The sequence below is a fragment of the Thalassotalea fusca genome, assembly GCF_053485835.1.
In genome coordinates, this window is the sequence record NZ_JBQRUN010000004.1 from 191,940 (window position 1) to 217,633 (window position 25,694).

At 41.1% G+C, this 25,694-nt stretch carries 27 protein-coding genes; 21 read left to right on the forward strand and 6 right to left on the reverse strand.

The window, feature by feature from the left end; all coding sequences use genetic code 11:
- Position 1 precedes the first annotated feature (1 nt).
- The 18 genes from hisB to ACSLUK_RS07015 all read left to right on the forward strand — a co-directional run bounded on the left by hisB (position 2) and on the right by ACSLUK_RS07015 (position 15,711).
- The gene (gene hisB / locus ACSLUK_RS06930; RefSeq protein ID WP_448547814.1) at positions 2–1,072 is read left to right on the forward strand and encodes a bifunctional histidinol-phosphatase/imidazoleglycerol-phosphate dehydratase HisB; all 1,071 of its coding nucleotides are present in this window, start codon (positions 2–4) and stop codon (positions 1,070–1,072) included.
- Positions 1,069–1,698, forward strand: a complete 630-nt coding sequence (hisH, locus tag ACSLUK_RS06935) for an imidazole glycerol phosphate synthase subunit HisH (protein WP_448547815.1) — start codon at positions 1,069–1,071, stop codon at positions 1,696–1,698. The genes hisB and hisH overlap by 4 nt, the downstream gene beginning before the upstream one ends.
- 70 nt (positions 1,699–1,768) lie before the next feature.
- Positions 1,769–2,557 carry a 1-(5-phosphoribosyl)-5-[(5-phosphoribosylamino)methylideneamino]imidazole-4-carboxamide isomerase gene (hisA, locus tag ACSLUK_RS06940; RefSeq protein ID WP_448547964.1) on the forward strand — a complete coding sequence of 263 codons (789 nt, stop codon included), beginning with the start codon at positions 1,769–1,771 and terminating at the stop codon, positions 2,555–2,557.
- Complete coding sequence (gene hisF, locus ACSLUK_RS06945; protein WP_448547816.1) at positions 2,547–3,320, forward strand: imidazole glycerol phosphate synthase subunit HisF; 774 nt, start codon at positions 2,547–2,549, stop codon at positions 3,318–3,320. The genes hisA and hisF overlap by 11 nt, the downstream gene beginning before the upstream one ends.
- Entirely contained in the window at positions 3,317–3,949 is a 633-nt protein-coding gene (gene hisIE / locus ACSLUK_RS06950; RefSeq protein WP_448547817.1) for a bifunctional phosphoribosyl-AMP cyclohydrolase/phosphoribosyl-ATP diphosphatase HisIE, read from the forward strand. Before hisF ends, hisIE begins: the two co-directional genes overlap by 4 nt.
- A gap of 201 nt (positions 3,950–4,150) precedes the next feature.
- A complete protein-coding gene (locus ACSLUK_RS06955; protein ID WP_448547818.1) occupies positions 4,151–4,870 on the forward strand; it encodes a hypothetical protein in 720 nt (239 codons plus the stop codon).
- A 316-nt stretch (positions 4,871–5,186) separates the two neighbouring features.
- The gene (locus tag ACSLUK_RS06960; RefSeq protein WP_448547819.1) at positions 5,187–6,053 is read left to right on the forward strand and encodes an alpha/beta fold hydrolase; all 867 of its coding nucleotides are present in this window, start codon (positions 5,187–5,189) and stop codon (positions 6,051–6,053) included.
- A 126-nt stretch (positions 6,054–6,179) separates the two neighbouring features.
- Complete coding sequence (locus tag ACSLUK_RS06965; protein ID WP_448547820.1) at positions 6,180–6,725, forward strand: nucleoside/nucleotide kinase family protein; 546 nt, start codon at positions 6,180–6,182, stop codon at positions 6,723–6,725.
- Positions 6,726–7,319: 594 nt separating this feature from the next.
- Complete coding sequence (locus ACSLUK_RS06970) at positions 7,320–8,195, forward strand: universal stress protein (protein WP_448547821.1); 876 nt, start codon at positions 7,320–7,322, stop codon at positions 8,193–8,195.
- Between the two features lie 122 nt (positions 8,196–8,317).
- A complete protein-coding gene (locus ACSLUK_RS06975; protein ID WP_448547822.1) occupies positions 8,318–8,794 on the forward strand; it encodes a Na+/H+ antiporter subunit E in 477 nt (158 codons plus the stop codon).
- Positions 8,788–9,066, forward strand: a complete 279-nt coding sequence (locus ACSLUK_RS06980) for an MrpF/PhaF family protein (protein WP_448547824.1) — start codon at positions 8,788–8,790, stop codon at positions 9,064–9,066. The genes ACSLUK_RS06975 and ACSLUK_RS06980 overlap by 7 nt, the downstream gene beginning before the upstream one ends.
- Positions 9,059–9,409: a monovalent cation/H(+) antiporter subunit G gene (mnhG, locus tag ACSLUK_RS06985; RefSeq protein ID WP_448547825.1), complete on the forward strand. Its 351-nt coding sequence runs from the start codon at positions 9,059–9,061 to the stop codon at positions 9,407–9,409. Before ACSLUK_RS06980 ends, mnhG begins: the two co-directional genes overlap by 8 nt.
- A gap of 5 nt (positions 9,410–9,414) precedes the next feature.
- Positions 9,415–10,395 (forward strand): DUF4040 domain-containing protein, encoded by a 981-nt coding sequence (locus tag ACSLUK_RS06990; RefSeq protein ID WP_448547826.1) that lies wholly within the window; start codon positions 9,415–9,417, stop codon positions 10,393–10,395.
- On the forward strand, positions 10,392–10,754 hold the full coding sequence (locus ACSLUK_RS06995; protein ID WP_448547827.1) for a cation:proton antiporter subunit C: 363 nt from the start codon (positions 10,392–10,394) through the stop codon (positions 10,752–10,754). The genes ACSLUK_RS06990 and ACSLUK_RS06995 overlap by 4 nt, the downstream gene beginning before the upstream one ends.
- Positions 10,751–12,232, forward strand: coding sequence for a monovalent cation/H+ antiporter subunit D family protein (locus ACSLUK_RS07000; RefSeq protein ID WP_448547828.1), 1,482 nt, complete (start codon positions 10,751–10,753; stop codon positions 12,230–12,232). The genes ACSLUK_RS06995 and ACSLUK_RS07000 overlap by 4 nt, the downstream gene beginning before the upstream one ends.
- Positions 12,232–13,716 (forward strand): proton-conducting transporter transmembrane domain-containing protein, encoded by a 1,485-nt coding sequence (locus ACSLUK_RS07005; RefSeq protein WP_448547829.1) that lies wholly within the window; start codon positions 12,232–12,234, stop codon positions 13,714–13,716. The genes ACSLUK_RS07000 and ACSLUK_RS07005 overlap by 1 nt, the downstream gene beginning before the upstream one ends.
- A 14-nt stretch (positions 13,717–13,730) precedes the next feature.
- Positions 13,731–14,015, forward strand: coding sequence for a hypothetical protein (locus ACSLUK_RS07010; RefSeq protein ID WP_448547830.1), 285 nt, complete (start codon positions 13,731–13,733; stop codon positions 14,013–14,015).
- On the forward strand, positions 14,008–15,711 hold the full coding sequence (locus tag ACSLUK_RS07015) for a Na(+)/H(+) antiporter subunit D (RefSeq protein ID WP_448547965.1): 1,704 nt from the start codon (positions 14,008–14,010) through the stop codon (positions 15,709–15,711). The genes ACSLUK_RS07010 and ACSLUK_RS07015 overlap by 8 nt, the downstream gene beginning before the upstream one ends.
- Here the strand turns inward: ACSLUK_RS07015 and ACSLUK_RS07020 are convergent.
- Entirely contained in the window at positions 15,703–16,029 is a 327-nt protein-coding gene (locus ACSLUK_RS07020; protein WP_448547831.1) for a hypothetical protein, read from the reverse strand. The genes ACSLUK_RS07015 and ACSLUK_RS07020 overlap by 9 nt on opposite strands.
- Positions 16,030–16,348: 319 nt before the next feature.
- Here ACSLUK_RS07020 and ACSLUK_RS07025 point away from each other — a divergent pair, with 319 nt between their 5' ends.
- Positions 16,349–16,651, forward strand: coding sequence for a DUF6559 family protein (locus ACSLUK_RS07025; protein WP_448547832.1), 303 nt, complete (start codon positions 16,349–16,351; stop codon positions 16,649–16,651).
- 73 nt (positions 16,652–16,724) lie between these two features.
- Positions 16,725–17,195, forward strand: coding sequence for a GNAT family N-acetyltransferase (locus tag ACSLUK_RS07030; RefSeq protein WP_448547833.1), 471 nt, complete (start codon positions 16,725–16,727; stop codon positions 17,193–17,195).
- Positions 17,196–17,206: 11 nt separating this feature from the next.
- Here ACSLUK_RS07030 and ACSLUK_RS07035 read toward each other — a convergent pair whose 3' ends face one another.
- The 5 genes from ACSLUK_RS07035 to recR form a co-directional block, all read right to left on the reverse strand.
- Positions 17,207–19,231: a methyl-accepting chemotaxis protein gene (locus ACSLUK_RS07035; protein ID WP_448547834.1), complete on the reverse strand. Its 2,025-nt coding sequence runs from the start codon at positions 19,229–19,231 to the stop codon at positions 17,207–17,209.
- A gap of 600 nt (positions 19,232–19,831) precedes the next feature.
- Positions 19,832–20,233 carry an MAPEG family protein gene (locus ACSLUK_RS07040; RefSeq protein ID WP_448547835.1) on the reverse strand — a complete coding sequence of 134 codons (402 nt, stop codon included), beginning with the start codon at positions 20,231–20,233 and terminating at the stop codon, positions 19,832–19,834.
- Between the two features lie 163 nt (positions 20,234–20,396).
- The gene (adk, locus tag ACSLUK_RS07045; protein WP_448547836.1) at positions 20,397–21,044 is read right to left on the reverse strand and encodes an adenylate kinase; all 648 of its coding nucleotides are present in this window, start codon (positions 21,042–21,044) and stop codon (positions 20,397–20,399) included.
- A gap of 467 nt (positions 21,045–21,511) precedes the next feature.
- On the reverse strand, positions 21,512–23,473 hold the full coding sequence (htpG, locus tag ACSLUK_RS07050; RefSeq protein ID WP_448547837.1) for a molecular chaperone HtpG: 1,962 nt from the start codon (positions 23,471–23,473) through the stop codon (positions 21,512–21,514).
- Between the two features lie 177 nt (positions 23,474–23,650).
- A complete protein-coding gene (gene recR / locus ACSLUK_RS07055) occupies positions 23,651–24,259 on the reverse strand; it encodes a recombination mediator RecR (RefSeq protein WP_448547838.1) in 609 nt (202 codons plus the stop codon).
- A gap of 172 nt (positions 24,260–24,431) precedes the next feature.
- Between recR and ACSLUK_RS07060 the strand changes: the two genes are divergently transcribed.
- Positions 24,432–25,694, forward strand: coding sequence for an MFS transporter (locus tag ACSLUK_RS07060; RefSeq protein WP_448547839.1), 1,263 nt, complete (start codon positions 24,432–24,434; stop codon positions 25,692–25,694).

Consider the following 25,694-nt stretch of genomic DNA (forward strand, 5'->3'; position numbering starts at 1 on the left):
TATGAAACGCCAGCGTATTTTATTCATCGACAGAGACGGTACGTTAATTGAGGAACCTGTGGTAGATAAACAAGTAGATTCATTAGAAAAACTGGTATTTGAGCCCAATGTTATTCCGGTGCTACTTAGATTTCAGGAAGCTGGATATCGCTTAGTCATAGTTTCAAACCAAGACGGTCTAGGTACCGACAGCTACCCACAAGCTGATTTCGAGCTACCGCATAACGCCATGATGACGTTATTTGATTCACAAGGTGTTAATTTTGACGAAGTACTACTTTGTCCGCACTTTGAACGTGACAATTGTAGCTGCCGCAAGCCCAAACTGGGATTGGTGAGTGACTATTTACAGTCCGGTAAAATCGACTTTGCTAACTCCTATGTCATTGGCGACCGTCAAACCGATATTCAACTGGCACAAAACATGGGCATTAAAGGCATTTTGTATAACAGGAGTGAAAACAATTGGCTTGCCATTGCCGATGAACTGCTTCTACGACCAAGAACTGCCAATGTAGTACGCACAACGAAAGAAACCGATATCAGCGTGGCCGTTAACTTGGATAAATCAGGCGACATTCACATAAACACTGGCCTTGGGTTTTTTGATCACATGCTGGAACAAATCGCTACGCACGGTGGCATTAGCCTTACCTGCAAAGTAGATGGTGACTATCACATTGATGAGCACCACAGTGTCGAAGATACCGCACTTGCACTCGGTGAAGCGTTAAAACAAGCGCTGGGTGAAAAGCGAGGTATTGGACGATTTGGCTTTGTATTGCCAATGGACGAATGTCGAGCTGAGTGTGCTATCGACTTATCGGGTCGACCATGGCTGGCATTTGACGCCAATTTTACCGACAACATGGTCGGTAAAATGTCGACGCAAATGGTTGAGCACTTTTTCCGCTCGCTTGCCGACGCCATGGCAATCACACTGCACTTATCAACCACTGCAGGCAATTGTCACCATCAGGTTGAGAGCCTATTCAAGGTATTTGGGCGCGCACTAAGGCAAGCTGTTGCGGTACAAGGCAACGAACTACCAAGTTCAAAGGGTGCATTATGAGTAACGAAAAACTGGCTACAATCGTAATTGTTGATACTGGCTGTGCCAATTTGTCATCTGTTTGGTATGCCGTTGAACGACTAGGGTTTCAGGCAACCATTACCGATGATGCACAGAAGATTAAAAGCGCTGACAAAGTCATTTTTCCCGGTGTTGGCACCGCACAGCACGCTATGAAAAATATTCGCAACAAAGGCTTAGTTGAAACCTTACAGCAGCTTACACAACCTGTTTTGGGCTTTTGTTTAGGCATGCAACTCATGGCAGCAAACTCACAGGAAGGGAACGCGCTTGAAGAAAACGCAGAAACGATAGCGTGCCTGAATATCATTCCTGTTGATGTAATTCATCTAGACAGCGCAGGACTACGGTTACCGCACATGGGCTGGAATAATCTCGTCAATATTAAGTCGCATCCGGTACTCGACGGCTTAACCGAGCAAGATTATGTTTATTTTGTACATAGTTATGGTGTGCCTGTAAGCGAGTTCACCATTGCGTCTTGCGACTATGGCAAGCCATTTTCTGCGGTAATTGCTAAAGATAACTTTGTTGGCTGTCAGTTTCATCCGGAGCGCTCAAGCCAAGTTGGCCAGCGAATTATTCGAAACTTCTTAACGATGTAATAAATTTCCTCAATCTTGAGTAATCACTAATGAAACGATGCTCAAATTGAACAAACTAGAGAACAAGATGATGATGATCCCAGCGATTGACTTAATCAACGGCGAAGTAGTCAGGCTATATCAAGGCGACTACGATCAAAAAACCAATTACCAATATACTGCACTGGAGCGCCAACAGGTCTACGCCAAAGCGGGTGCCACCGTTATGCACTTTGTTGACCTTGATGGGGCAAAAGATAGTAATAGCCGTCAAATTGAACTGCTTTCGACACTGGTTAGACACCCTTCCCTTACCATTCAGGTTGGAGGAGGAATCCGCAATGAGAAAGACCTACAACAGCTTTTCACGCTAGGCGCTGATCGCGCTGTGATTGGCAGTTTAGCAATAAAACAGCCTGAGTTGGTTAAGCAATGGATTTTGAAATACGGTGCAGAACGCATAGTGCTCGCCCTTGATACTAAAATTGACGCAAACGGCAATAAAACCTTACCAACACACGGGTGGATCAGCGATAGCGGTGTAACACTAGAGTCACTACTCGACGAATATCTCGATGTGGGTGTTAAACACGTGTTATGCACAGATATTAGTAAAGATGGCACCCTAAAAGGGACAAACGTAGAAATGTATCGCGAGTTGTGTCAGGCGTACCCTGATATTGAATGGCAAGCTTCCGGTGGTATCGGTTCACTTGATGACATTGCAGCGTTAACAGAAACGGGCGTTGCAGGCGTAATTTTAGGTCGTTCACTACTGGAAGGTAAATTCACGCTCGAACAAGCTATCGCTCTTTGGCAAAACAAAGAACAAAGTGGCGCCCAAAAATCCAAGCAACAAGGAGCAGACTGTGTTAGCTAAGCGAATAATTCCCTGTCTTGATGTGCGTGACGGTCAAGTGGTAAAAGGCGTTAAGTTTCGTAATCACGAAGTTATAGGCGACATTGTGCCGTTAGCAAAACGCTACGCTGACGAAGGCGCAGATGAACTGGTGTTTTATGACATTACCGCCAGCTCTGACCAGCGCGTGGTCGATAAATCATGGGTCGCCAAAATTGCTCAGGTCATCGACATTCCTTTTTGCGTAGCGGGAGGAATAAAAACGGAACAAGATGCACAGCAAATTTTAAAAATGGGCGCAGATAAAATCAGCATTAATTCACCGGCATTGAGCGATCCAACACTCATTTCAAGGCTCGCTGATAAATTTGGCCAGCAATGTGTCGTTGTGGGAATCGACAGTTTTTATCAAACATCGAGTAAACAATACGAAGTGTACCAATTTACCGGTGATGAAAGTCGAACCACCAAAACCCAGTGGACCACTGAAGACTGGGTAAAAAAAGTACAGGCTATGGGTGCAGGAGAAATTGTACTCAATTGCATGAACCAAGACGGTGTTCGAAAAGGCTACGACATTGAGCAATTGCGAAAAATCAGAAGTATCTGCCAAATTCCGTTAATCGCTTCAGGTGGTGCGGGCACGATAGCGCATTTCATTGACGTATTTAATGTAGCAGATGTTGACGGTGCGCTAGCGGCCAGCGTATTTCATAAACAAATTATTGAGATTAAAGACCTTAAAGCACGTTTAATCGACGCAGGAGTGAATATTAGACCATGATAATTACAGCTGAGAACATCACGTCATTAGCGTGGCAAAAGATGGACGGTTTGCTGCCAGCCATCATCCAGCACGCCACAACGGGTGCGGTACTTATGCAAGGTTATATGTCTGAAGCATCGCTTGCACAAACCTTGTCGACGGGAAAAGCAACGTTTTTTAGTCGCTCAAAAAACCGCCTTTGGGAAAAGGGTGAAACATCCGGCAACTTTTTATATGTACAACAAATACTTGCTGACTGTGACCAAGATAGCTTATTACTGGCGTGTTCACCTATTGGCCCTGCATGCCACCTAGGAACAGCATCTTGCTTTCCCGAGCAAAATCTCACTGAGCAGAATTTCTTGAGTGAGCTGGAGCAAATCATCGCCAGCCGTCAATCAAATGCCACGCAAGAAAGTAGCTACACAGCACAGTTATTTGCCAAAGGTACCACTAAAATCGCACAAAAAGTTGGTGAAGAAGGCGTAGAAGTAGCACTTGCAGCAGTAGCTGAAACCAAAGAAGACCTACTTGGCGAGTGCGCTGATTTGTTCTATCACACGCTGGTATTACTACGTGACAAAGACATCGACCTGCGCGAAGTCATGGCCGTATTACAGCAGCGCCATAGCAAGCGTTCGCAATAGTCGTCGGCTTATATGTTAAGTAAAGACACCTGTGGGTGTCTTTTTTTTACTCTAATGCATTGCTGCACTTTGCGATAATTGCTAAGCTCCTAAAACCGTTAAATTAATGTTAATTCAGTTTGAACTTTATCGGATATTGTCATACTAATTTAGGATAAACAGCTAATAGTTTTCATAAACATAAAGACAAAAGGAACTTCAGTGAAATCATCTAATTTGTTAATTAGTGCGTTGAGTGTTACAGCAGTAATTTTAGGCGCCACAGCATTCAGTTTAAATAAAACGAACATACAACAGAATAGTAACTATGCAAGCCTATCTGAATTACATCGCCAATTAAACTCAGATATTGAAACTCTTAAAGCCGAATTATCTCGTTCTCAACAGACATTGCAACAAAACCAAGCACTAGTAGATACTTTAAATGAAGAAATAATAAGATTGAAAAGTCAGGCTTTATTAACAAAAAATTTAGCAACCCCAGAGCCACAAGAGCAAGTAGACACCACAGAAGCCGCTGTATTTGAGGAAAAATCAAGTACTGAAGAATTACTAAGATTAGCCAGAAGAATCAAGAATGGTGAAAGTGTCGCAGATATTCAAAGCAAAATTCATAAGCGTTTTGATGAAGAAGATATTGATGGCAGTTGGGCATATCAATATGAAGCCAACATCCGAGACTTCGTTGCGCGCGATGAAAATAGTCACTTTGATATTCAAGAGTTAATTTGCAAATCTACCGTCTGTGAAATGAAACTTACAGCAAATGAAAACAATGCCACCCAACTGGGCACTTTATTCTCAAAAGCGCTAAAGGGTGAGCAATGGAGAGATGAAAATGCGCTGTTATCATTTAGCAGTGAAATTAACGATGGCACAATTACTGTGTTAATCGGTCGAGATAAGTATAGCTTCAACTAGTTCACTTTGAATAGATTAGATTGTGACAAACAAATGGAAACATCAGAAGTCCCCACTATGCGAATAGGGTGTCTTCAGTTAGTCTGCTACTTATTGTACTTGTCACAATCAATTCTTAGTACTAATCGATAAATCAAAAATATCAGTAGCTTAACAAATCAAAACCAAGTATCGTTTAGTACGAAACGTTTCTTACTAGTGATTAATTTCAGATTAGTTCAAATGTTTAAAGTAACCAAATGCTCGGCCATTAATACCAAGCCACAATTATTCTCGTCATACAGTGAAGAACTTAACGTATGAGCAAGGAGTCAGCATGAAAATCAAATTATGGATACTAATGTACTTGATAAGCTTAGGTACATTAGCCGCGTCGCCTGATATCAAGCCAACAAAGTCAGGGTTGTATGATGTTGGCGGATTTAAGCTCTATCTTGAATGCTTTGATAATGACAAACCAAAACTCATTCTTGAACAAGGGTTTGGTCGCTCTGGGTCAGATGGCGTTTGGTTAGAGAATATCAATGAACTCAAAAACAATTACAGTATTTGTTTATATGATAGAGCTGGCTTAGGTAAAAGCGAACAAGGTGAAGTGCCGTTCACAGTAAATGATATGGTAACCAGATTAAGAAATTTGTTACAAGCCGCAAAAGTGGATGCCCCCTATTACTTTGCAGGTGGCTCATACGCTTCTTATATCATCACTGCATACAATAACTTGTACCCTAATGAGGTTAAAGGCGCTGTGCTCATTGATCCGCCCCCATTAGGATATTTTTATACTATGGGCTCAAGGTGGCCAGAGAACTTTGCAACCGCCGATGAAAACTTAAAACGCTATCATGCATTTGAGCAGAGTGTTCACGATCCGCTATTTCCACGAGTACCTGAGAAAGTTGATCACATGAAGAGCTATAAGATACTTGCAAAAGCAACAAACTTCGGCAACAAACCAATTATAGTCGTTCGTGCTAAATCAACAGATGAACGATACGATCCTCCCTTTGTACCTGATGAAATTGCTCAACCAATGGATACACTTTACGCAGGTGCAGAAGACTACTTTAAAGGGCTTTCTACAAATAGCCGCGTTGTCTATTCAGCGTCAGAAAAACACCACCTGCATATTGCAGATAGAGACCTCGTGATTAAAAGTATCAAAGCCTTAGTTAACGAATAAACGTAGGTTAACGAATAAACGTAGATTAACGAATAAACGTAAATTAACAAATAAATTTTGCCTACTGCGCGAGTTATGTTGAAATAAGACGTCTAAAACAAAAGTGCAGATATAGAAAGTAATTCAATGAAAGTCGTTGCAATAAGTGGTGTCTCAGGTTGTGGCAAAACATCAGTAGTTAAATTATTGGCTCAGCGGCTTTTTTGTCCCTATTTACTTTTTGATGAGCATACAGACGATAACACCTATCCAAAAGATATGAAGGCATGGCTCCAAAACGGAGCCAATGTATCAGCAATTAAAACGCCTAAAATGAAAGACGCACTTGAGCATTTAAAAGCAAGCGCTACTGCGCCGTTCATCTTTGTTGAAGAGCCTTTTGGAAGATGTCGACTGCCTATGTCGTCATTAGTCGACTACGTTGTTTTACTCGATATGCCAATGGAAGTATGCCTGTCACGTGTAATTATGAGAAATTTGAATCATCCTTCGAGCGACTCCCTCACCTCTATTCCTCGATATTTATCGATGTATGACGATCATTTTAGGGATATTTATATCAAGGCAACAGAGCAAGTTAGAAAAAGTAGTGACCTTATCATTACAGAAGTTCAAAGCATTGAAAGTACAGCTGATTGTATTGAAAATTGGCTGCAAAATGTTGCACACTAACCCCCCTTAAAATTAAGCCCTCTTTGTTTACAGCTCAAGGATGAAATACTGCCGAGTTCTCAGTAGATAATGTGGAACATACAATTGAACCACCTAACAACATTAAGCATTGGTTTCAGCAAGCATTATAGATGTAATCATTTGGCTCTTGCTGAAGAGTATTCTGATTAAAAGGTTGAGTGTTGACAAACATTGATTATCTTCAAGGCTAAAGAGATGGATGGTAAGTCTGCTAATGCAGTGAAAAATATTGCCAATAGGTTGATGCTTGCTTAATTTCTCACTTTATTAGTTTTTAGTTTTTGGACACTCAGGTCAGTATTTTGTAGCAATGCACTTTTCTACAGCCTAATAACGTAAATACACGACAATCCCCCCTTAGAAGTGCTAACTTTGGAACAGTTAAACACAGTAATTGGTTGTAGTTTCGAAAACTAACAGATTATTCGTAACTCACTCTATCTACTTTTGTTTTGCACATTTGTCACATAGAAAAACCGGTACTTACCTCACTTTTAAGCTCCGAAAACCCCGCAAAATCACCACGCTGAGCTATAATTTTTGATAGCTTTGGTAATCTCTGGGGTGAGCTCGATGAATATGCACGTGTTAGTGATTGCAGACATAGAAGACGACGATTTCCTTTCGCTCGAAAAGGCGCGCGATATTGCTGTCGACATTTCCGCCAGTTTGGAGATCGTTAAATTTGTCCATTACGATACCGAGTCGGATGGCACTATCACAGAATTCATGGAAAATGCAGCGCAAAATATCCAAACAGTTATTAGTGATGTTTTTCAGCCAGACATAAAAGTAAGCAGCAAAATAGTGTTGAAAGAAGATATTGATGAATGGCTGGTAGAGCGATGTCAGATGAATATTCCGAAAATTGATCTTGTCATTAAAGGGGGTCATCGCACAGAATCATTCTTCCATACCCCTACCGACTGGAAATTAATTCGCCACTTACATTGCCCTATTCTTATTGCTAGCCATGAAAAATGGAAAAGCCAAGCCAATATTTTAATGGCGTTAGATTTATCTGAACCTGACGCCCATCATTACCAACTCAATGAGCTAACACTGAAATGGGGAAGCATATGGTCGGGCGCTACACATACCGCACTACACGCGCTTTATTGTATTCCTATCGCCAAACCGTTACTTGCGCTAGATATTGTAGATAAACACGATGTAGAAATTGAGCAAGCACCTGAAGCCAAAGAAGAGCTCGATGATTTTCTTGAACAATACGACATGCCTGATACAACAAGTCACGTCGCAGCTGGAGCACCCGATAAAATCATTCCACATATGGCCGACGAATTACATAGTGATCTGGTCATTATGGGCTGCGTAGGTCGGGAAGGATTAAGCGGTTTCTTTCTGGGTAATACTGCAGAAAAAGTATTACATCATATTCGAACGGATTGCCTCATTGTAAAACTCCCTAAACCGCCTACGACATAATCGGTTTTCTGGATTTATAACCAAGCGACTATTCTTTTGTCCGAATTTTCAATTTCGGCAATTCACCCTTAGTCATACAGCCTTGGGGATCATTAACCATAACGAAATATTTAGGCAATACAATGCGACATCGAATCAGTTTATTTATATTACTCAGTGCTTTTTGGTTGATTAACTCATCGGCCAATAATGCACTGCTCTTATCGCTCGGTGTTGCATCTGTGTTGTTCGTATTACTAATGGTCGAAAAACTCAAGCTACTAGACAAAGAATCATTACCACTACATATAGCTGCTCGCCTTCTGCCATTCTATTTATGGCTGCTTAAGGAAATTGTCATCGCGAGTTGTTATGTCCTTAAAAAAATTGTATTCCGTCGCAAGCCTATTGAGCCAGTTACCATTACTATAGAAACAAACTTTAACGAAGATTTATGCAAAGTCATCTTTGCTAATTCAATTACGTTAGTGCCCGGTACGCTTTGTTTAAAGCTGACAAAGAACTCGGTAACAGTGCACGCGCTATCACAACGATTAGCGGCTCAATTACAAAACAATGAACTTGCGCTTAGAGTTAAAAGGCTGGAAGGCAAATGTTAGTGGCAGCAATTACTATCATCATGCTAATCATGCTTATCGCCTTGGTACGCGCATTCAAAGGGCCAACTCTCTACGATCGTATACTCGCCGTTAACCTGCTCGGTACAAAAACAGTGCTGTTAATGGCAACGCTCGCATTTGTCTATGAGCGCCACTTTTTCCTCGATATTGCCATGATTTACGCCCTGCTAAACTTTATCAGCATCGTGGGGGTATTACGTTATTTTGAGCACCGAGAATCCACTGAAATAAAGAGAAATGACTATGATTGACGTCCTCCATTTCTTAGCTATTTCATTCATTGTACTCGGAATATTATGCAGCTTAGTGGCAAGCATCGGATTGTTTTATTTTCCAGATCTATACACACGCATGCATGCTACGGGCGTTGTCGATACATTAGGTACAGGATTGATTCTGATTGGATTGATGTTACTAGGTGGCTGGGGAAATTCACTAGGTAAATTAGTACTCATCTTACTGTTTACATTACTCACTAGCCCAACGATTAGTTACGTATTAGCTAATACGGCACTAAAGCGTATTCCCGCAAGTAGAAAAACCACCAACACAAACCCCAAAAGCAGTGAAGGAGAAGGCACATCGAACCGCTAATTCACATGGTCATTTTGGGATTTTTGCTGATGACTGTTTTTGTCATTATAAGCCTGCGTGACTTATTTGCATCTATCATTTTGATGAGTGTGTATGGCCTGCTCAGCGCAAGTTTTTTTGCGCTAATGGACGCGGTTGATGTAGCACTGACTGAAGCGGCCGTTGGTATCGCTATTTCAATTTTACTGATGCTATCAACACTTTCATTTACAGGGCGTACGGAAAAAAAATCCCGTCAAAAACCAATTCTAGCATTTGTCATTGTCTTTTTTACCGGTGCATTACTGGTATACGGCACGGTTGATTTACCACCGTTCGGTTCCGCTGCTTCTCCTGCGCATCAGCACGTCGCGTCTTATTACATCAATGAATCATACAGTGAAACTGGTGTAGCGAACCTTGTCAGCAGTGTATTAGCTAGCTATCGAGGGTTCGATACTTTGGGTGAACTGGTTGTCATCTTTACCGCTGGTATTGGTGTGATTTCGTTACTGAGCACTTCATCAACTGCAATCAAAAATAACAGCGCAACTAATACACTAGTTTCCCCAATGACCGCACACCGTATTCTTAGAATTGTATCGAAAATGCTCATTCCGTTTATCATGTTATATGCGATGTATGTACAGTTTCACAGTGATTTCGGCCCAGGAGGAGGCTTTCAGGCGGGTGCGATTTTTGCTTCGGCCTTAATTCTTTATACCTTAATATTTGGCCTGCAAGCAGCTCTCACCATAACTAGCCTAAATTGGTTGAATTTCTTTGCCGCACTCGGCGTCCTGTTATTTGCCGGCACAGGAATAATCTCTATGCTCCAGCAACATAACTATCTTAATTACAATGTGCTTGCGAACAATCCAATACATGGCCAACACCTTGGCATTCTGTTAGTTGAACTGGGAGTGGGTATTACTGTCGCATCAGTGTTATTTCTATTATTCATCTCATTTACAGGTTATATGCTCAACATCAGGAGGCCAGCATGAACATTGCTGACTCGTTTAATTACTGGGCAGTAATGGTTCTCATGATGAGTGGCCTGTATATTCTTATTGCACAAGGTAATCTCGTTAAGAAAGTTATTGGACTAACCATTTTTCAAACTTCTGTATTTATACTGTATATCAGTATGGCCAATATCATTGGCGCGACCGCGCCAGTATTAAGCGAAGAAGTTAATCAAACAGACTTAGTTTTTTCTAACCCCCTGCCTCACGTAATGATACTCACCGCAATCGTCGTTGGCATTTCAACTACAGCGTTAGCGCTGTCATTAATTATTCGAATTAAACGCGCATATGACACGATTGAGGAAGACGAAATTCATGATATGGATGCGCAATGATGGGCAACCAGCTGGCAATATTACAAGTTGTCATTCCTTTAATTGCAGCGCCATTATGTCTGTTGCTACGACATGCCAAATTGACATGGTTATTTACCCTAACTATTAGCGCTATTTGCACAGTAATCGCATTGCTTTTATTGCAACAAGTGACAATACATGGTCCTGTTGTTTACGCGCTAGGTGATTGGCAAGCGCCAATCGGCATTGAGTATCGAATTGATGTGCTAGGCGCATATTTGCTAACGATAGTAACATCAATTAGCAGTATTATTATTTTAGCTTCGTGGAACGTAAATAGTTCAGAACTCAGCAAACCAAGACAGCCACTATTCTATGTTACCTATCTATTATGTCTAACAGGCATGCTCGGTATTATCGCCACAGGTGACGTTTTTAATCTTTTCATTTTCATCGAAATCTCTGCCCTCGCATCCTACACCCTTATCGCGATGGGCAAAGACAGGCGTGCATTGACCGCTGCATTTAGCTATCTCTTGGTTGGAACACTAGGGGCAACTTTCATCTTGATTGGTATAGGTTTGATGTACATGCTCACTGGTACATTAAATATGCATGATTTATCAGTACGTTTAGCCGAGTTTTCCCAGTCAAGAACACTGTTTACTGCATTCTCATTTGTTATTGTGGGCGTTTGCCTTAAGCTTGCGTTGTTTCCACTACATTGGTGGTTGCCCAATGCTTATGCATTTGCCCCGTCTATCGCAAGCGCTTTTTTAGCAGCGACAGCGACGAAAGTGGCCATTTACATATTGTTGCGCTTCATTTTTGGCATATTTGGCCAAGATTTTTCATTTTCAGCATTACCGTTACAAAATATCTTAATGACACTTGGCATCGCCGGTATTTTACTCGCGTCAACCATGGCGATTTATCAACAAAATGCCAAACATCTGCTGGCCTATTCTAGTGTCGCTCAAATCGGATACATGATTCTCACTCTTGGGTTTAATACCCATAGTGGCTTACTCGCCACATTAGTTCATGTCTTTAATCACGCGCTGATGAAAGGTGCGTTATTTTTAGCTCTTGCCGCAGTTATGTACCGAGTAGGTAGCATGGAAATAAAGCAATTCGCGGGATTAGGTAAACAAATGCCATGGACATTCGCTGCCATCGTCATTGGCGGGCTAAGTTTAATCGGTATTCCGCTCACCGTTGGGTTTATTAGCAAGTGGTACATGATCGTTGCCAGCCTTGAAAATGGGTGGTGGCCTGTAGCGTTAGTCATTGTTATTGGGTCATTGCTTGCTGCAGTTTACGTTTGGCGAATCTTCGAGGTCGCCTATTTACAAGCCGCTCATGAGCCAAATAAGCAAATAAAAGAAGCCCCTGTACATTTGCTTATACCCGTATGGCTATTAACACTTGCTAACCTATATTTTGGTATTGATGTGCGTTTTACACTAAGCATTGCGGATCTAGCTACACATTCTCTGCTTGGGAGTGCGATGTAATGCAAACTAATGAGTTAATTTGCATTCAATTGGCCATTTTGCTGCCCGCGATCGCTGCATTGATACTTCCGTTATTTAAACACAGGCCAAACATTCGCGAAGCAGTAACACTACTCGCCAGTGCAGGCCTGTTTATTATTTGTGTGTTCTTGTATTCAAGTCTCGATTTTAGCCACCAACAAACTTTAGTATGGCTGACAATTTTGCCGCAACTCACGATCAGCTTTTCAGTTGAACCGTTGGGACTGCTGTTTGCGCTGATGAGTAGTTTGCTCTGGTTCATTACGAGCATTTATTCAATTGGCTATATGCGTTATCACCATGAGAAAAATCAAACCCGATTTTATCAGTTTTCTGCGTTAACTATGACCACGGTTGTCGGTATCGCCTTCGCTGCAAATTTATTTACTTTGTACGTTTTCTATGAGCTGCTAACACTGTCCACTTATCCGCTTGTCACCCATGCACGTAACCAGAAAGCTAAACTTGGTGGGCGAACTTACATTGCAGTATTGCTATTCACTTCATTTCTGTTTTTCTTACCCGCGATGATAGGCACATGGCTTATCAGTGGAAGAGTCTCTTTTGAATCTGGAGGATTATTAGCAGCTTACTCGTCTGATTTAAAGGTTATCGCGATTCTACTTCCGTTGTTTTTGCTAGGCATTGGCAAGGCCGCTTTAATGCCGTTTCATCGCTGGCTTCCTGCAGCTATGGTTGCACCAACACCTGTCAGTGCCCTGTTGCATGCAGTTGCGGTTGTCAAAGGTGGCGTATTTGCCGTACTCAAAGTGTGTGTATTCATTTTTGGCGAAAACCTCATTGCCACACTGCCAACTACACAGCTCCTGCTGTATTTAGCCGGATTATCTGTGCTCATTGCCTCGTTGGTAGCGCTGAGGCAAGACAACCTTAAAAAGCGCCTTGCATACTCTACCGTGAGTCAATTGAGTTATATTACGGTAGGCGCTTTGCTCGCAAATAAAGCGGGCATTATAGGCAGTGCAATGCATATGGTTATTCACGGGTTTAGCAAAATTACACTTTTCTTCTGTGCTGGTGCAATAATCATTGTCACAGGCAAAACAAAAGTAAGTGAACTCGCAGGCCTAGGACAACAAATGCCAATCACAATGTCCGCATTTCTAATCGCCAGTCTATCTATTATTGGGCTACCGCCATTAGCAGGAGCTTGGAGTAAGTGGTGGTTGTTACTTGCGACCACCGAAGCTAATCAGTGGCTATTATTAGCAATACTCGCGTTAAGTTCACTAATGAACATTTTTTACTTGCTCGTCATACCGTTAACAGCATTTTTCAAAACACCAACACAGCCACTAACAATGGGCGGTGACATCGAGGCACCTATTCCAATGCTTATTGCCATAATCACTTGTACCTGTTTGTGTTTTTTACTTTTTCTATTTCCTCAACCTATGTATGAACTGGCAAGCAAGATTACGCCTAGTTCATTAAGTCGATAAGTTTAGGGGGCAGCGTGAAGAAAGAAAAGGCGTATTTTTTTGATGATAAACAAAACGTAAAACGCGTCATCTACTTGTTGTATCTGATTTGTGCATTGCTTTTTGCGATGGACTTTATCGTACACAGACATGTCAGTCACCCGTTTGATGCATTACCCGGTTTTTATCCGATTTATGGTTTTATCGGCTGTGTTGTGCTGGTGATTGTTGCTAAGTGGATGCGAAAAATTATTATGCGCTCTGAACACTATTACGCTAGTAAGAACAAAAATAGTAGGCAAGAACATGTCGATGATTGAAGTGCCGCCGTTTGTGCCCTTTATTATAGTTGCCGTTATTGCCTTATTTACACGAGGCAGATTGACACACGCTTTGATGTTACTTACGCCTATTTGGGGCGCAGTGAATTTATGGAATATCAGCGCTGCAACGCACTGGGAGATCACGCTATTTTCACTGCAACTTACACCCATGCATATTGACAAACTTAGCCTTGTGTTTGGTTACATCATCCATATTGCTGCATTGCTTGCTATCATTTATGCCCTGCATATTCGTGACAAGATGCAACAACTAGCGACCCTTGTTTATGTAGCAGCCGCACTTGGAGCAATATTCGCTGGTGACTTAATCACGTTATTTATTTTTTGGGAGTTGATGGCGATAAGCTCGGTTTTCCTTATTTGGGCTCGCCGTTCCACAAGAGCATTTGCCAGTGGTTTTCGCTATTTTGTTTATCAATTCATATCAGGTTTATTATTGCTTATCGGCACAGTTCTATATTGGTACCAACATGACACCATACAGTTTACGCAAATGTCTTTGCATGATGCAGGCACTACGCTGATATTTATTGCCTTTGGAATAAAATGTGCGTTCCCTATGCTGCACACTTGGTTAACTGATGCATATCCTGAAGCAACGGTTACAGGAACCGTACTGTTAAGCGCATTAACAACGAAAGTTGCGGTGTACGCACTTGCGAGAGGTTTTCCCGGTACAGAGTTGCTTATCTATATCGGTGCCGTAATGACCTGTTTTCCGATTTTTTACGCCGTTATCGAAAACGACCTCAGGCGTGTATTGGCATTCAGTTTAATCAACCAACTTGGCTTTATGGTGGTTGGCATAGGCGTTGGTACTGAGCTGGCTATTAACGGTGCAGTTTCACATGCCGTAAATGACATTCTATTTAAAGGACTCTTGTTCATGTCAATGGGTGCAGTACTCCACATGACAGGACGAATTAATGGTTCCGAATTAGGTGGACTATACAAGACTATGCCGAAAACCACTGTTCTCTGCATTATAGGTGCAGCATCAATATCGGCATTTCCATTGTTTAACGGGTTTGTAAGTAAATCGATGGTAATGACCGCAGTAATGGAACAAGGCTACGGGGGCATATGGCTGGCACTACTGTTTGCTTCTGCTGGCGTTTTTCATCATGCTGGAATTAAAATTCCTTACTTTGCCTTTTTCGGCCATGACTCTGGGATCCGAACAAGCGAACCACCGGTAAATATGTTACTCGCCATGTTTTTTGCAGCAACATTATGCCTAGCTATTGGTAGTTACCCCAACTTGCTCTATCAATTCTTACCCTTTGACCTTGATTACAGCCCATATGATGTATCACATGTTCTCGCGCAAACTCAGCTATTGTGCTTTGCGGCACTAGCATTTGCATGGTTAAACATAAAAGGCATTTATCCACCGGAGTTACGTTCAACCAATTTAGATGTTGATTGGCTATACCGTCGTTTCCTGCCTTCCCTTTGGACAACAATAACGGACCGAGTCGTCAAAGTTCACCGACTGTATTCAGCGCTGTTGTTGGCTAAACTACGACACTTGCTTGAAGTGATAAGAACCTACCTCCGGCCACATGGCAAATTAGCGCGCGCACAAACGGTGAGTAACATGACCTTGTGGATTGCGATATTGCTCGCCTGCTATTTAACACTCAGTTATTTTGGCAAGTATCTAACTTGAAGAGTCATTTGATACGCTGGAATCACTTGAATTAGCTTTTGCGTTAGCCAGTGCCTGATTAGTAATATCGTTATAATATCGAATCGCCCCAATAAAGATTCGATAGTATTTTCGATTAGTGATTATTTTTGGCAAAATATCGTGCGTTGCGCTAAATACCTGCTCAAGGAATTCAAGTTCCGACTGTTCCAGCTCCTCACCTCGCTCAACCTTGTCTTTAAGCATTCGCAAAGTAGGCAAGAAGAATCGATTGAATCGTTGTAGAAATACAGTAAAGATACGTTCATCTTTCGATATCGGCATTATTGAATCAGGCATTTAATTCGCTACGCTTATTCAACTATAAGAGTTGTGGTAATGTTGTCAAATGATGACTTTTTAAGATATCCATGATTCAAGACAGTTTATCGCAGTATCTACTAGGAAATGGCGTTCCGACTGGGCTATATATTCTTAGACAGCAAGGTACGGTTGAGCAAGCTTAACCTCAGGCCGGTTTCTTTGTTGCCCGTGATCCAATGAAAATTCCCAACAAATAAATTGCGCACTTTTTGTACAAAAAATACTTGATCTGTACAAAATTCATCGGTAACATGCATGCCCCAACAAGGATAGGATTTCGTGCTAAGGACTAGCTATGTTCAAATATTGGTCGATCAAAAAATATGGCAACAAGCTGTTACCAACATTAGAAAAACGCTACGGAATACAGGACTATTATAGCCCTTCGCAAATACGAGCAACGGTTTTTCAATGCAACTTTTCTCCAGAGTTTTTGTTACTTGGCTACATCCTATTTTGCCAACATCAGTCGCTACACAAAATTGCACAACAAGAGTTTCCTCATATCAATATTGAACAATATACACGCGATATTATTAGCTACTTGGACTCGAAACGTTACCACGGATACCTAAAAGTTTTACACCATTTCTGTTAGCACTTGCGGGTACATTGAAATAAGCAGTAATATGCTCTTTTGGCTCTTTTAGTCACGATAGAGGTTGTTATTAATGTCTACTACTCAATGGAAACTATGCAAATTTTCGGATCTAACGATTAACGAGCTCTACGATGTGCTCAAGTTACGCATCGATGTTTTTGTTGTAGAGCAAACTTGTTATTATCCAGATCTAGATGATCATGACCGTCATCCTGACACGCTTCACCTTTTTAGTTACGATGCTGATGAGCTAGTAGCCTATTTGCGTATTCTTCCTAAAGGATTGACCTATGACGACTATATCTCTATCGGCAGAGTCGCAATTGCTGACAAATTCCGGGGTCGAGGCATCGCGCATGAAATCATGAAAGAGGCACTAGTTGCCTGTCAGCAATATTTTCCAGCGCAACCTATTAAAATTTCAGCACAGGCACATCTGGCAAAATTTTATAACCAACATAACTTTGCCCAAGTCACTGACGAGTACTTAGAAGACGGCATTCCACATATTGGCATGTGTTACCAATCCACCTCAGGTTAAGGTGTGTTGAGCTATAAAGAAAACTGATCGACAGATTTTTCCAACTTACTGGATAATTTAGCAACTTGTTGACTATGTGCAATGGTCGCTTCTGACTTGTCAGCACTTTCCTGACTAAGATTTTCAACCTGCAAGATACTCTCGCTTATACGATCACTTAAACTGTTTTGTTGTGTCGCTTCTTGCGCAATTTCACTGCTATTGGCGTGAATAGTGTCAATCGCTTGGTTTATTAGGGTTAAGGTATCCAATAACTGCGCAGTGTATTGCTGGCAGACATCCGCTTCCTGTTTGCCTTTGTCGATATCAGTAACCGCTGCTTCAGTATATTTTTGTAATGTAGTTATCATGCCGTGAATTTCCGCTATAGATTCTTGCGTTCGGCTAGCCAGCATTCTGACTTCATCTGCAACAACGGCAAACCCTCTACCCGATTCACCTGCGCGTGCAGCTTCAATTGCTGCATTTAACGCCAGCAGATTGGTTTGGTCGGCAATGGCCTGAATGGTGTCGAGTATCCCACCAATGTTATTGGCTTCTGCCTTTAACGTTGCCATTAGGCTGTTAGTATCGTCGAGCATATTGGCTAAACTATCGATACGCTCGCTAGAAACATTAGCTATTGATTCTAATTCAGTACTTTGATGTTGAGCGGTTGATGTTTCTTGCTCTGCATTATGCGCTTTAGTTAACACGTTATCTGCGGTTTCTCGTAATTGCGTCGTGATCATCGCGATATTCGCAATTTGATCCTTTTGTTTATTCAATGACGAAGCAACTTCTGAAATCTCTATATTTGATTGTGTGGCATTGCTATTTAGTTCATGGGCATTTTGACTAATTTCTCCAATCAATGCCTTTAAATCATCGACCACCTGATTAACATTTTTGGCCAGCAGTCCGTATTCATCATTCGTTGTAACATTAACTTTATTTGTTAAATCACCCTTAGCAAGTTTAGATAACGCACTATTTACCCGCGCTAAAGGCAATACCATTGCACGAATAGTAAAAAATGCGATAAGCCCACCTAATATAAAGATCACAATGACAACTGCAATCGTAATGGTAGTCCCCTGTGCAACATGCTCAATAATTTTTTCTTGCTCACTGACATATCGCTGCTTAACTAAGGCAGCCAATGCTTCAATGGCTTCAACAGACTGAATAGAGCTTGTACGTTGCATCTCTGCGGTATCTGATAATTGGTCTAATGAATTAAGAGCCGACAAATGCAGCGAAAACAAATTATTTTCGGTCTGCAACCTTCTAGTTATGTCTTCATATTGCTGTCTAATTTCCACCAACATCGGCTCACTACTATGCCCTTCAACTAGTCTTCCCAGATAAACGAATAACTGTTCGGTATTGGTCAGTCCCAACCCTATAGTTTCTTGCAACTCTACAACAGCACTGGATTTACTCAACGTTACAACTTCTGACAGCGAATCTCTCAAGCTAATAATATAACCTTCAATTTGTACGGAAACAGATGAAATTTGTTCAATAAGCGACTCATTGTCTTCATCTTCTATATAAGAAAGCTCTATTAACGCTTCTTCCAACACATTGAGAGCCTCTACAAAATGCGCATGTTCATTTTTCGTTTGTTGTGTTTGTGCAATGTATGCTTCTTTCAAAGCAAACATTGATTGCACCTGCGTTAGATAATCTTGGTATTTCTGATCAAATTGCGTAAGTTGATTAACGGCATTATCACTTGACAGCAATGGTGGCAATGCCTGACGATTTTTAAGTAATTCTGCTTCTATTTGACCAAACTCTGTGCGCAAAAGCGTTAATTGTTCGAGCGTTTTAGTAACGGGAATATTTGAAGAAATATTGGCTTGCTTTAATAAAGAAATTTCAATCGCAATACTGTGATCTTGAGCGGGTGAGGCATACTCATTAACTTGCTTTGCAGCGCCATCAATCCCACTAAGTATGTTTACAGAGATAATGCTGGCGACGATATAAAATACCAGTACAGTGCTAAAACCCAGAATGATTTTACTTGCTACATTTAATTTCATCATAGTTACTTAAACCGCCTTATATATTTATAGCTTTTATCTGGCTCTTTGCGAATTTTCTGCTTCAAGGAAGTGTTTTGAAAACAACACTCTGAACAAATGTACAATAACAAAATAATAGTTTATAAACAAAAACTGATACTTTGCAATAGGTTATACCAATTGAATTAAATATTTGATCATTCAGCGAGAATTAAAGACTCTTAAGCGAATCGGAATAGCAATATACTAAGAAAATAGAAATTGAATTTTCTGTGTGAGTTTTAAACGAAACTGCGATTTATACCAATTGAATTAAATATTTGATCATTCAGCGAGAGTTAAAAGGCTTAGAGGCAAGGCATTGATTGCAAAGAATGGTTGTTCCCTTGTTAAAATCAATAACGCCGCATATAAGCCTTTTAAACTCGCCCTTGGGAGCTTGTCAGGAAAGTGATAACTTCACAAATTTCTTTGATGGAGAATGACTACAACTGCATCAATTTGCTTTGTTCTAACTTCCCTGACATAGCTCTGAACTGGTCAAATATTTATTTCACTTGGTATTACGCTGCGCTAAATATGAGGCTAGCGCAGCGTAATACCAAAAAGAAAGGATTGTGTTTAGAAGTTACTTAAAACAAACTGAAAAATTAGAAGTGCTGACAGCGTCGCAATCACTAGAAAGCTTGATAACATACCCAGTTGTCGTTCTTTCGTGACGCCAATTGAACTTGAAAGCCCTTTGACATGCAACACCCTACCTACAAAGAAAGCCGCGCCTAATGCATGAACCATGGCTTCGCTGCCACCGTTAAATTCATAGCAAGCAAGTAACAACAATGCTATCGGCGTATATTCAATGAAATTAGCATGCACTCTAATTGCTTTAGCGAGAGTTTGGTTACCATTTGATCCAATACCAACCTGAAACTTTAAACGATAACGAATGATGTTTGCCGTCAGAGCTAAATAAAGCAGCGCTAACAGACCGAGATAAAAACCTGTGATATTTAATGAATTCATATACTTCCCCTAAGACTTCACCACATTATTCAATTAAAGCGACTAACTTTTGTAGTGTTAAAAGCGAAAGATTAAAGAGTATAAGTGTCATTTCGTAATTTAATTTAAAACATACAAAAAAGCCCGTAATAATACGGGCTCTTATTAATACTGTTCCAGCAAATTAGCCTTCTAGCTTATCCGCCAAGATTTGACTTACTTGCTCTACTGGTTGTGTGCCATCAATTGTGACATAGTTACAGTTACCCGCTTTAGCTTCAGCCTGGTAATAATCAACTAATGGTTTGGTTTGTTCGTGGTAGATACCTAAACGCTTACGAACAGTTGCTTCTTCGTCATCAGGACGGATAGAAAGATCTTCACCTGTTTCATCATCCTTACCTTCAACTTTAGGTGGATTATATACAACATGGTAAACTCGGCCTGAACCAGAGTGCACACGACGACCAGCCATGCGCTCAACAATTACTTCATCAGGCACATCAAATTCAATTACGCTATCAACATCAACGCCATTTTCTTTCATTGCATCCGCTTGTGGGATTGTGCGAGGAAAACCGTCTAACAAGAAACCCGCTTTACAATCATCTTGTGCAATGCGCTCTTTCACCAGACCAATAATTAGTTCATCAGAAACTAATTGGCCAGCGTCCATTACTTCTTTTGCTTTTTTTCCTAGCTCAGTACCCGCCTTAATCGCTGCACGCAGCATATCGCCAGTAGAAATTTGAGGAATGCCGAATTTAGCCATTAAAAATTGTGCTTGAGTTCCCTTACCAGCACCCGGAGCACCTAATAAAATAATGCGCATATAGTGTAACCCTATATAAAGAAATAAATTGCATGTCAGAAATACCAATCCGTATAAGAAATTGCTCACTTAGCGAGAATTTAAAGGCTTAGAGGCAAGGCATTGATTGCAAAGAATGGTTGTTCTCGGCAACTGCGTCCTGCGTTGCTCTAATAATCTACATCCATGTAGGAACCTTCATAAAATCAATTACGCAGCATATAAGCCTTTAAAACTCGCCCTTTGGGAATGCATGGCCAACATGATAACTGCACAAAATAAGCTTAATGTAGAGCAACTATATCTACACTTATTTCGTTTATTCTAATGTCGCCCATGTCATTCTAAGAGTGTAATTCTTTATACGGATTGGTATAAAAGCCCACACTATACATTTTCGTAACAGGGCAAACAAGTAGCAAAACTATGCAAATACGAAAAAAGGAGCCATTTGGCTCCTTTTTATCATAAATTGTTTAGAATCAATTTTACTTAGTTAGATTCAACATGAGTTTATTCAACTTAGCAACAAAGCTCGCCGGATCTTTCAAGCTTCCGCGCTCAGCCAACATTGCTTGTTCAAACAAGACTTCTGTCCATTGTTTGAATTGCTCATCATCCTGCTCATCTGCCACACGCTTAACAAGATCGTGTTCAGCGTTAATTTCAAAAATTGGCAATGTTTCAGGTACTTCCTGACCAACAGATTGCATCAACTTCATCATTTGGCTGCTCATGTCGTGCTCATCAGTCACAATACAAGCTGGAGAATCAGTGAGGCGCTGTGAAAGTTTTACATCTTTAACTTTACCTTCAAGTGCAGTTTTGATGCGTGATACCACAGAATCAAATTCTTGCTCTAACTTTTCTTTTGCTTCTTTAGATTCTTCATCTTCCATGTCACCTAAGTCTAAGCCACCACGCGTCACAGACTGAAGTTGTTTACCATCAAACTCAGTTAGATGGCTCACTAACCACTCATCAATACGATCAGACATTAGTAAAACTTCGATGCCTTTCTTACGGAATATTTCCAAGTGAGGGCTATTTTTAGCAGCTTCAAAGCTATCTGCTACTACATAATAAATCTTGTCCTGCCCTTCTTTCATGCGCTCAATGTACTCTTCAAGCGATACATTTTGCACAGAAGAATCTTCATGAGTTGAAGCAAAGCGCATTAGCTTAGCCACTTGTTCCTTATTGGCGAAATCTTCAGCAGGCCCTTCTTTAAGTACTTGACCAAACTCATTCCAGAAAATTTGATACTTCTCTTTATCATTTTTGCCAAGACGTTCAAGCATCGTAAGTACACGCTTAGTACAACCTTTACGAATAGCTTGTGTAACTTTGTTGTCTTGTAAGATTTCACGCGAAACGTTTAGTGGTAAATCGTTCGAATCCAATAATCCCTTAACAAAACGAAGATACGTTGGCATGAATTGTTCTGCATCATCCATAATAAATACGCGTTGCACATATAATTTCAGGCCGTGCTGTTTATCACGGTTATACATGTCAAACGGTGCTTTAGAAGGAATATATAATAGACTCGTATACTCAGTTTTACCTTCTACTTTGTTGTGTGCCCATAGTAGTGGATCTGTGAAGTCGTGCGACACATGCTTGTAGAATTCGTTGTACTCTTCATCTGAAACTTCAGATTTTTCACGTGTCCATAGTGCTGTTGCTTTGTTCACGGCTTCCCATTTAGCTGGAATTGCATCTCGCGCTTCAATAGCAGGAGTCACTACGTTGCCTTCGTCATCTTTAACTTCTTCAACAGCTTCAACAGCAGGTACTTCAGGCGTTAACATTTCAACAGGTACTGAAATGTGATCAGAGTATTTAGTAACAATAGACTTTAAGCGCCATTCATCAGCAAACTCTTTTTCATCTTCTTTTAGATGGAGAATAATGTCAGTTCCGCGATTCGCTTTTTCGATCGTTGAGGTCGTGAACTCACCTTCACCAGCTGAACTCCACTCAACGCCTTCACTCGCCGGTACACCTGCAGCACGCGAACGAACGGTGACAGTATCAGCAACGATAAACGCTGAATAAAAGCCAACACCAAATTGACCAATTAATTGAGAGTCTGATGCCTGATCGCCAGAAAGTTTAGAGAAAAACTCCGCCGTTCCTGATTTTGCGATAGTACCTAAGTGCTCAACGATTTGATCGTGAGTCATACCTATACCATTATCTGAAATGGTTACGGTGTTGTTTTCTTTGTCAGCGCTAATGCGTACACGTAGTTCGCCATCACCTTCATACAAATCTGCATTTGATAATGCCTTGAAGCGAAGCTTGTCTGAGGCGTCAGCGGCATTAGATACTAATTCACGTAAGAAAATTTCTTTATTGGAATACAAAGAATGAATCATTAGTTGAAGTAACTGCTTTACTTCAGTTTGAAAACCATGAACTTGTTTTTGACCAGTCTCAGCCATCTGAAACATCTCCTACTTTACTAATTACTTTGTTTAACTACTGGCTAACCCACACAATACGTTTGTTAACCTGTCTAATTGATTATTAAGTGGGGGTACTCGGAAGGTTTTCAAGACAGCATTGCAAAAAAATCACATTGCCGTCATTTCAATAACAACTACATTGAGTGAGATAACTCAATCAAAACTGATATGCTTTCTACCACTCAGTGCATGAGAAAGGGTATTACCATCAACAAACTCTAATTCACCGCCAACAGGCACGCCATGCGCAATGCGTGATACATCTACTTGATATTTGCGTGCAAGTTCTGCGATATAGTGCGCAGTCGCCTCACCTTCAACCGTGGGATTGGTTGCTAATATCACCTCATTTAACGATTGAGATGCAAGCTGCTGTTCCAATATATCAAGCCCGAGTTCACTGGGACCGATACCGTCAATTGGCGACAAGTGCCCCATGAGTACAAAATATCGTCCAATAAATTCGCCCGTTTGCTCTATCGCGATAACATCCGCTGGACTTTCAACAACACACAACTGAGCCGTTTGCTGACGTTTTGGGCTAGCACATACTTCACATGTGTCTTCTTCAGTAAAGTTGCGACATTGCTGACAGTGCCCAATGTGTTCCATCGCATGTTTTAATGCTGTTGCCAGTTTACTGCCACCTTGCCTATTACGCTCAAGTAAATGAAATGCCATACGTTGTGCAGATTTTGCGCCTACGCCTGGCAATACTTTGAATGCGTTGATCAATTCTTGTACTAAAGGACTAAATTTCATCTTGATTGGGTTAACTACACTAAGGTATCGCCAGTGTATCACTATATTTTATTACGTTAAAAGAGAACGTTTTTAATCTAAATGACAAAAAACAAACAATACTGATTGGTCATGATACACTTTACAATTCTCACTGCTCGACGCACGACGAGTAAATAAGAAAAATAGGAAAATGCCATTGCTGTCAAATATCATTATTACCTTCACCCTTCTCATCGCAGCTACCATCGTATTATCAAAGTTATTTAAGCTGCCGTTAAACATTTGGCTAATATTCTTGGCACAGCCGTTTGTAATGGCAGCTGGCCCCGTCATCGTTTTTATTGGGGGAATTTTGAGCACCTCCATGGTTGACGACCAGTCTCTAGCAACTCTACCAGTTACCGCAATGATTTTGGGTGTAGCACTTACCGCGGTGCCAGCAGCACTCACCGCCAAAAAACTTGGTCGAAAAAACAGTACACTAATTGGTTTTTTCATTGGATTTGTCGGTAGTATTGTTGCTTGTATTGCAACGCAAACATTGAACTTTGTTATGTTTTCGATTGCGAGCTTACTATTAGGCGCCTGTACTGCCTTTGTACAGCAATTACGATTTGCAGCCATCGACAGCTTGCATGACGCAAACGATATCCCAAAAGCACTGTCGATATTAATGCTCAGCGGTATCTTTTCAGCATTTTTGGGGCCTGAAATTGCGGTAACAGCCAAAGACTGGATAAGTTCTCCTCAAGGATATACCGGAGCTTTTGCCGTACTCGCTGCAATGAATATTTTAGCAATGCTGGTCATGCTAAAGTTCAAAAACCCTGCAACACATTTACAGGAAGCATCAGGTAATGCACGCCCTTTGCTCACTTTGATGAAACAACCTATTTTCTTGGTTGCCATTGCTTCAGCTGCAATAGGATTTGCATTGATGAGCTATCTAATGACAGCTACCCCGCTGAGCATGCACCATCTTCACGGTCACAGTTTACATGACACCAAATGGGTCATTCAAAGTCACATTGCTGCGATGTTTATTCCATCATTGTTTACCGCTTTTCTTGTTAAGCGTTTTGGTCTGAATTTCTTACTGATTTTCGGTACCATCGTTTACGGAATTGTTGCGGTAATCGCATTTTCAGGCGAGCAAGTCGTCCATTATTGGTGGGCACTATTATTCCTTGGCGTAGGTTGGAATTTCCTATTTTTGACAGGCACTTCTTTATTGCCGCAAAGTTATGAACCGCACGAAAAACACAAAGTGCAGGCAGTGAATGACTTCATTATTTTCGGCGCACAAGCACTCGCTTCATTGCTTGCAGGATGGGTATTATTCAAAGCAGGTTGGCATGGGGTTGTGTTGTCCAGCATCCCCTTTATTGTGATATTGTCGATGGTTTCCTGGTATTACATTAGGCGCACCAATCGCGAAGTGGCTAAGTGCTAG

Coding starts and splice junctions, on each gene's coding strand:
- hisB (WP_448547814.1), top strand. CDS start 2: ATGAAACGCCAGCGTATTTTATTCATCGACAGAGACGGTACGTTAATT.
- hisH (WP_448547815.1), top strand. CDS start 1,069: ATGAGTAACGAAAAACTGGCTACAATCGTAATTGTTGATACTGGCTGT.
- hisA (WP_448547964.1), top strand. CDS start 1,769: ATGATGATCCCAGCGATTGACTTAATCAACGGCGAAGTAGTCAGGCTA.
- hisIE (WP_448547817.1), top strand. CDS start 3,317: ATGATAATTACAGCTGAGAACATCACGTCATTAGCGTGGCAAAAGATG.
- ACSLUK_RS06960 (WP_448547819.1), top strand. CDS start 5,187: ATGAAAATCAAATTATGGATACTAATGTACTTGATAAGCTTAGGTACA.
- ACSLUK_RS06965 (WP_448547820.1), top strand. CDS start 6,180: ATGAAAGTCGTTGCAATAAGTGGTGTCTCAGGTTGTGGCAAAACATCA.
- ACSLUK_RS06970 (WP_448547821.1), top strand. CDS start 7,320: ATGAATATGCACGTGTTAGTGATTGCAGACATAGAAGACGACGATTTC.
- ACSLUK_RS06975 (WP_448547822.1), top strand. CDS start 8,318: ATGCGACATCGAATCAGTTTATTTATATTACTCAGTGCTTTTTGGTTG.
- ACSLUK_RS06980 (WP_448547824.1), top strand. CDS start 8,788: ATGTTAGTGGCAGCAATTACTATCATCATGCTAATCATGCTTATCGCC.
- mnhG (WP_448547825.1), top strand. CDS start 9,059: ATGATTGACGTCCTCCATTTCTTAGCTATTTCATTCATTGTACTCGGA.
- ACSLUK_RS06990 (WP_448547826.1), top strand. CDS start 9,415: ATGGTCATTTTGGGATTTTTGCTGATGACTGTTTTTGTCATTATAAGC.
- ACSLUK_RS06995 (WP_448547827.1), top strand. CDS start 10,392: ATGAACATTGCTGACTCGTTTAATTACTGGGCAGTAATGGTTCTCATG.
- ACSLUK_RS07000 (WP_448547828.1), top strand. CDS start 10,751: ATGATGGGCAACCAGCTGGCAATATTACAAGTTGTCATTCCTTTAATT.
- ACSLUK_RS07005 (WP_448547829.1), top strand. CDS start 12,232: ATGCAAACTAATGAGTTAATTTGCATTCAATTGGCCATTTTGCTGCCC.
- ACSLUK_RS07015 (WP_448547965.1), top strand. CDS start 14,008: ATGATTGAAGTGCCGCCGTTTGTGCCCTTTATTATAGTTGCCGTTATT.
- ACSLUK_RS07020 (WP_448547831.1), bottom strand. CDS start 16,029: ATGCCTGATTCAATAATGCCGATATCGAAAGATGAACGTATCTTTACT.
- ACSLUK_RS07025 (WP_448547832.1), top strand. CDS start 16,349: ATGTTCAAATATTGGTCGATCAAAAAATATGGCAACAAGCTGTTACCA.
- ACSLUK_RS07030 (WP_448547833.1), top strand. CDS start 16,725: ATGTCTACTACTCAATGGAAACTATGCAAATTTTCGGATCTAACGATT.
- ACSLUK_RS07035 (WP_448547834.1), bottom strand. CDS start 19,231: ATGATGAAATTAAATGTAGCAAGTAAAATCATTCTGGGTTTTAGCACT.
- ACSLUK_RS07040 (WP_448547835.1), bottom strand. CDS start 20,233: ATGAATTCATTAAATATCACAGGTTTTTATCTCGGTCTGTTAGCGCTG.
- adk (WP_448547836.1), bottom strand. CDS start 21,044: ATGCGCATTATTTTATTAGGTGCTCCGGGTGCTGGTAAGGGAACTCAA.
- htpG (WP_448547837.1), bottom strand. CDS start 23,473: ATGGCTGAGACTGGTCAAAAACAAGTTCATGGTTTTCAAACTGAAGTA.
- recR (WP_448547838.1), bottom strand. CDS start 24,259: ATGAAATTTAGTCCTTTAGTACAAGAATTGATCAACGCATTCAAAGTA.
- ACSLUK_RS07060 (WP_448547839.1), top strand. CDS start 24,432: ATGCCATTGCTGTCAAATATCATTATTACCTTCACCCTTCTCATCGCA.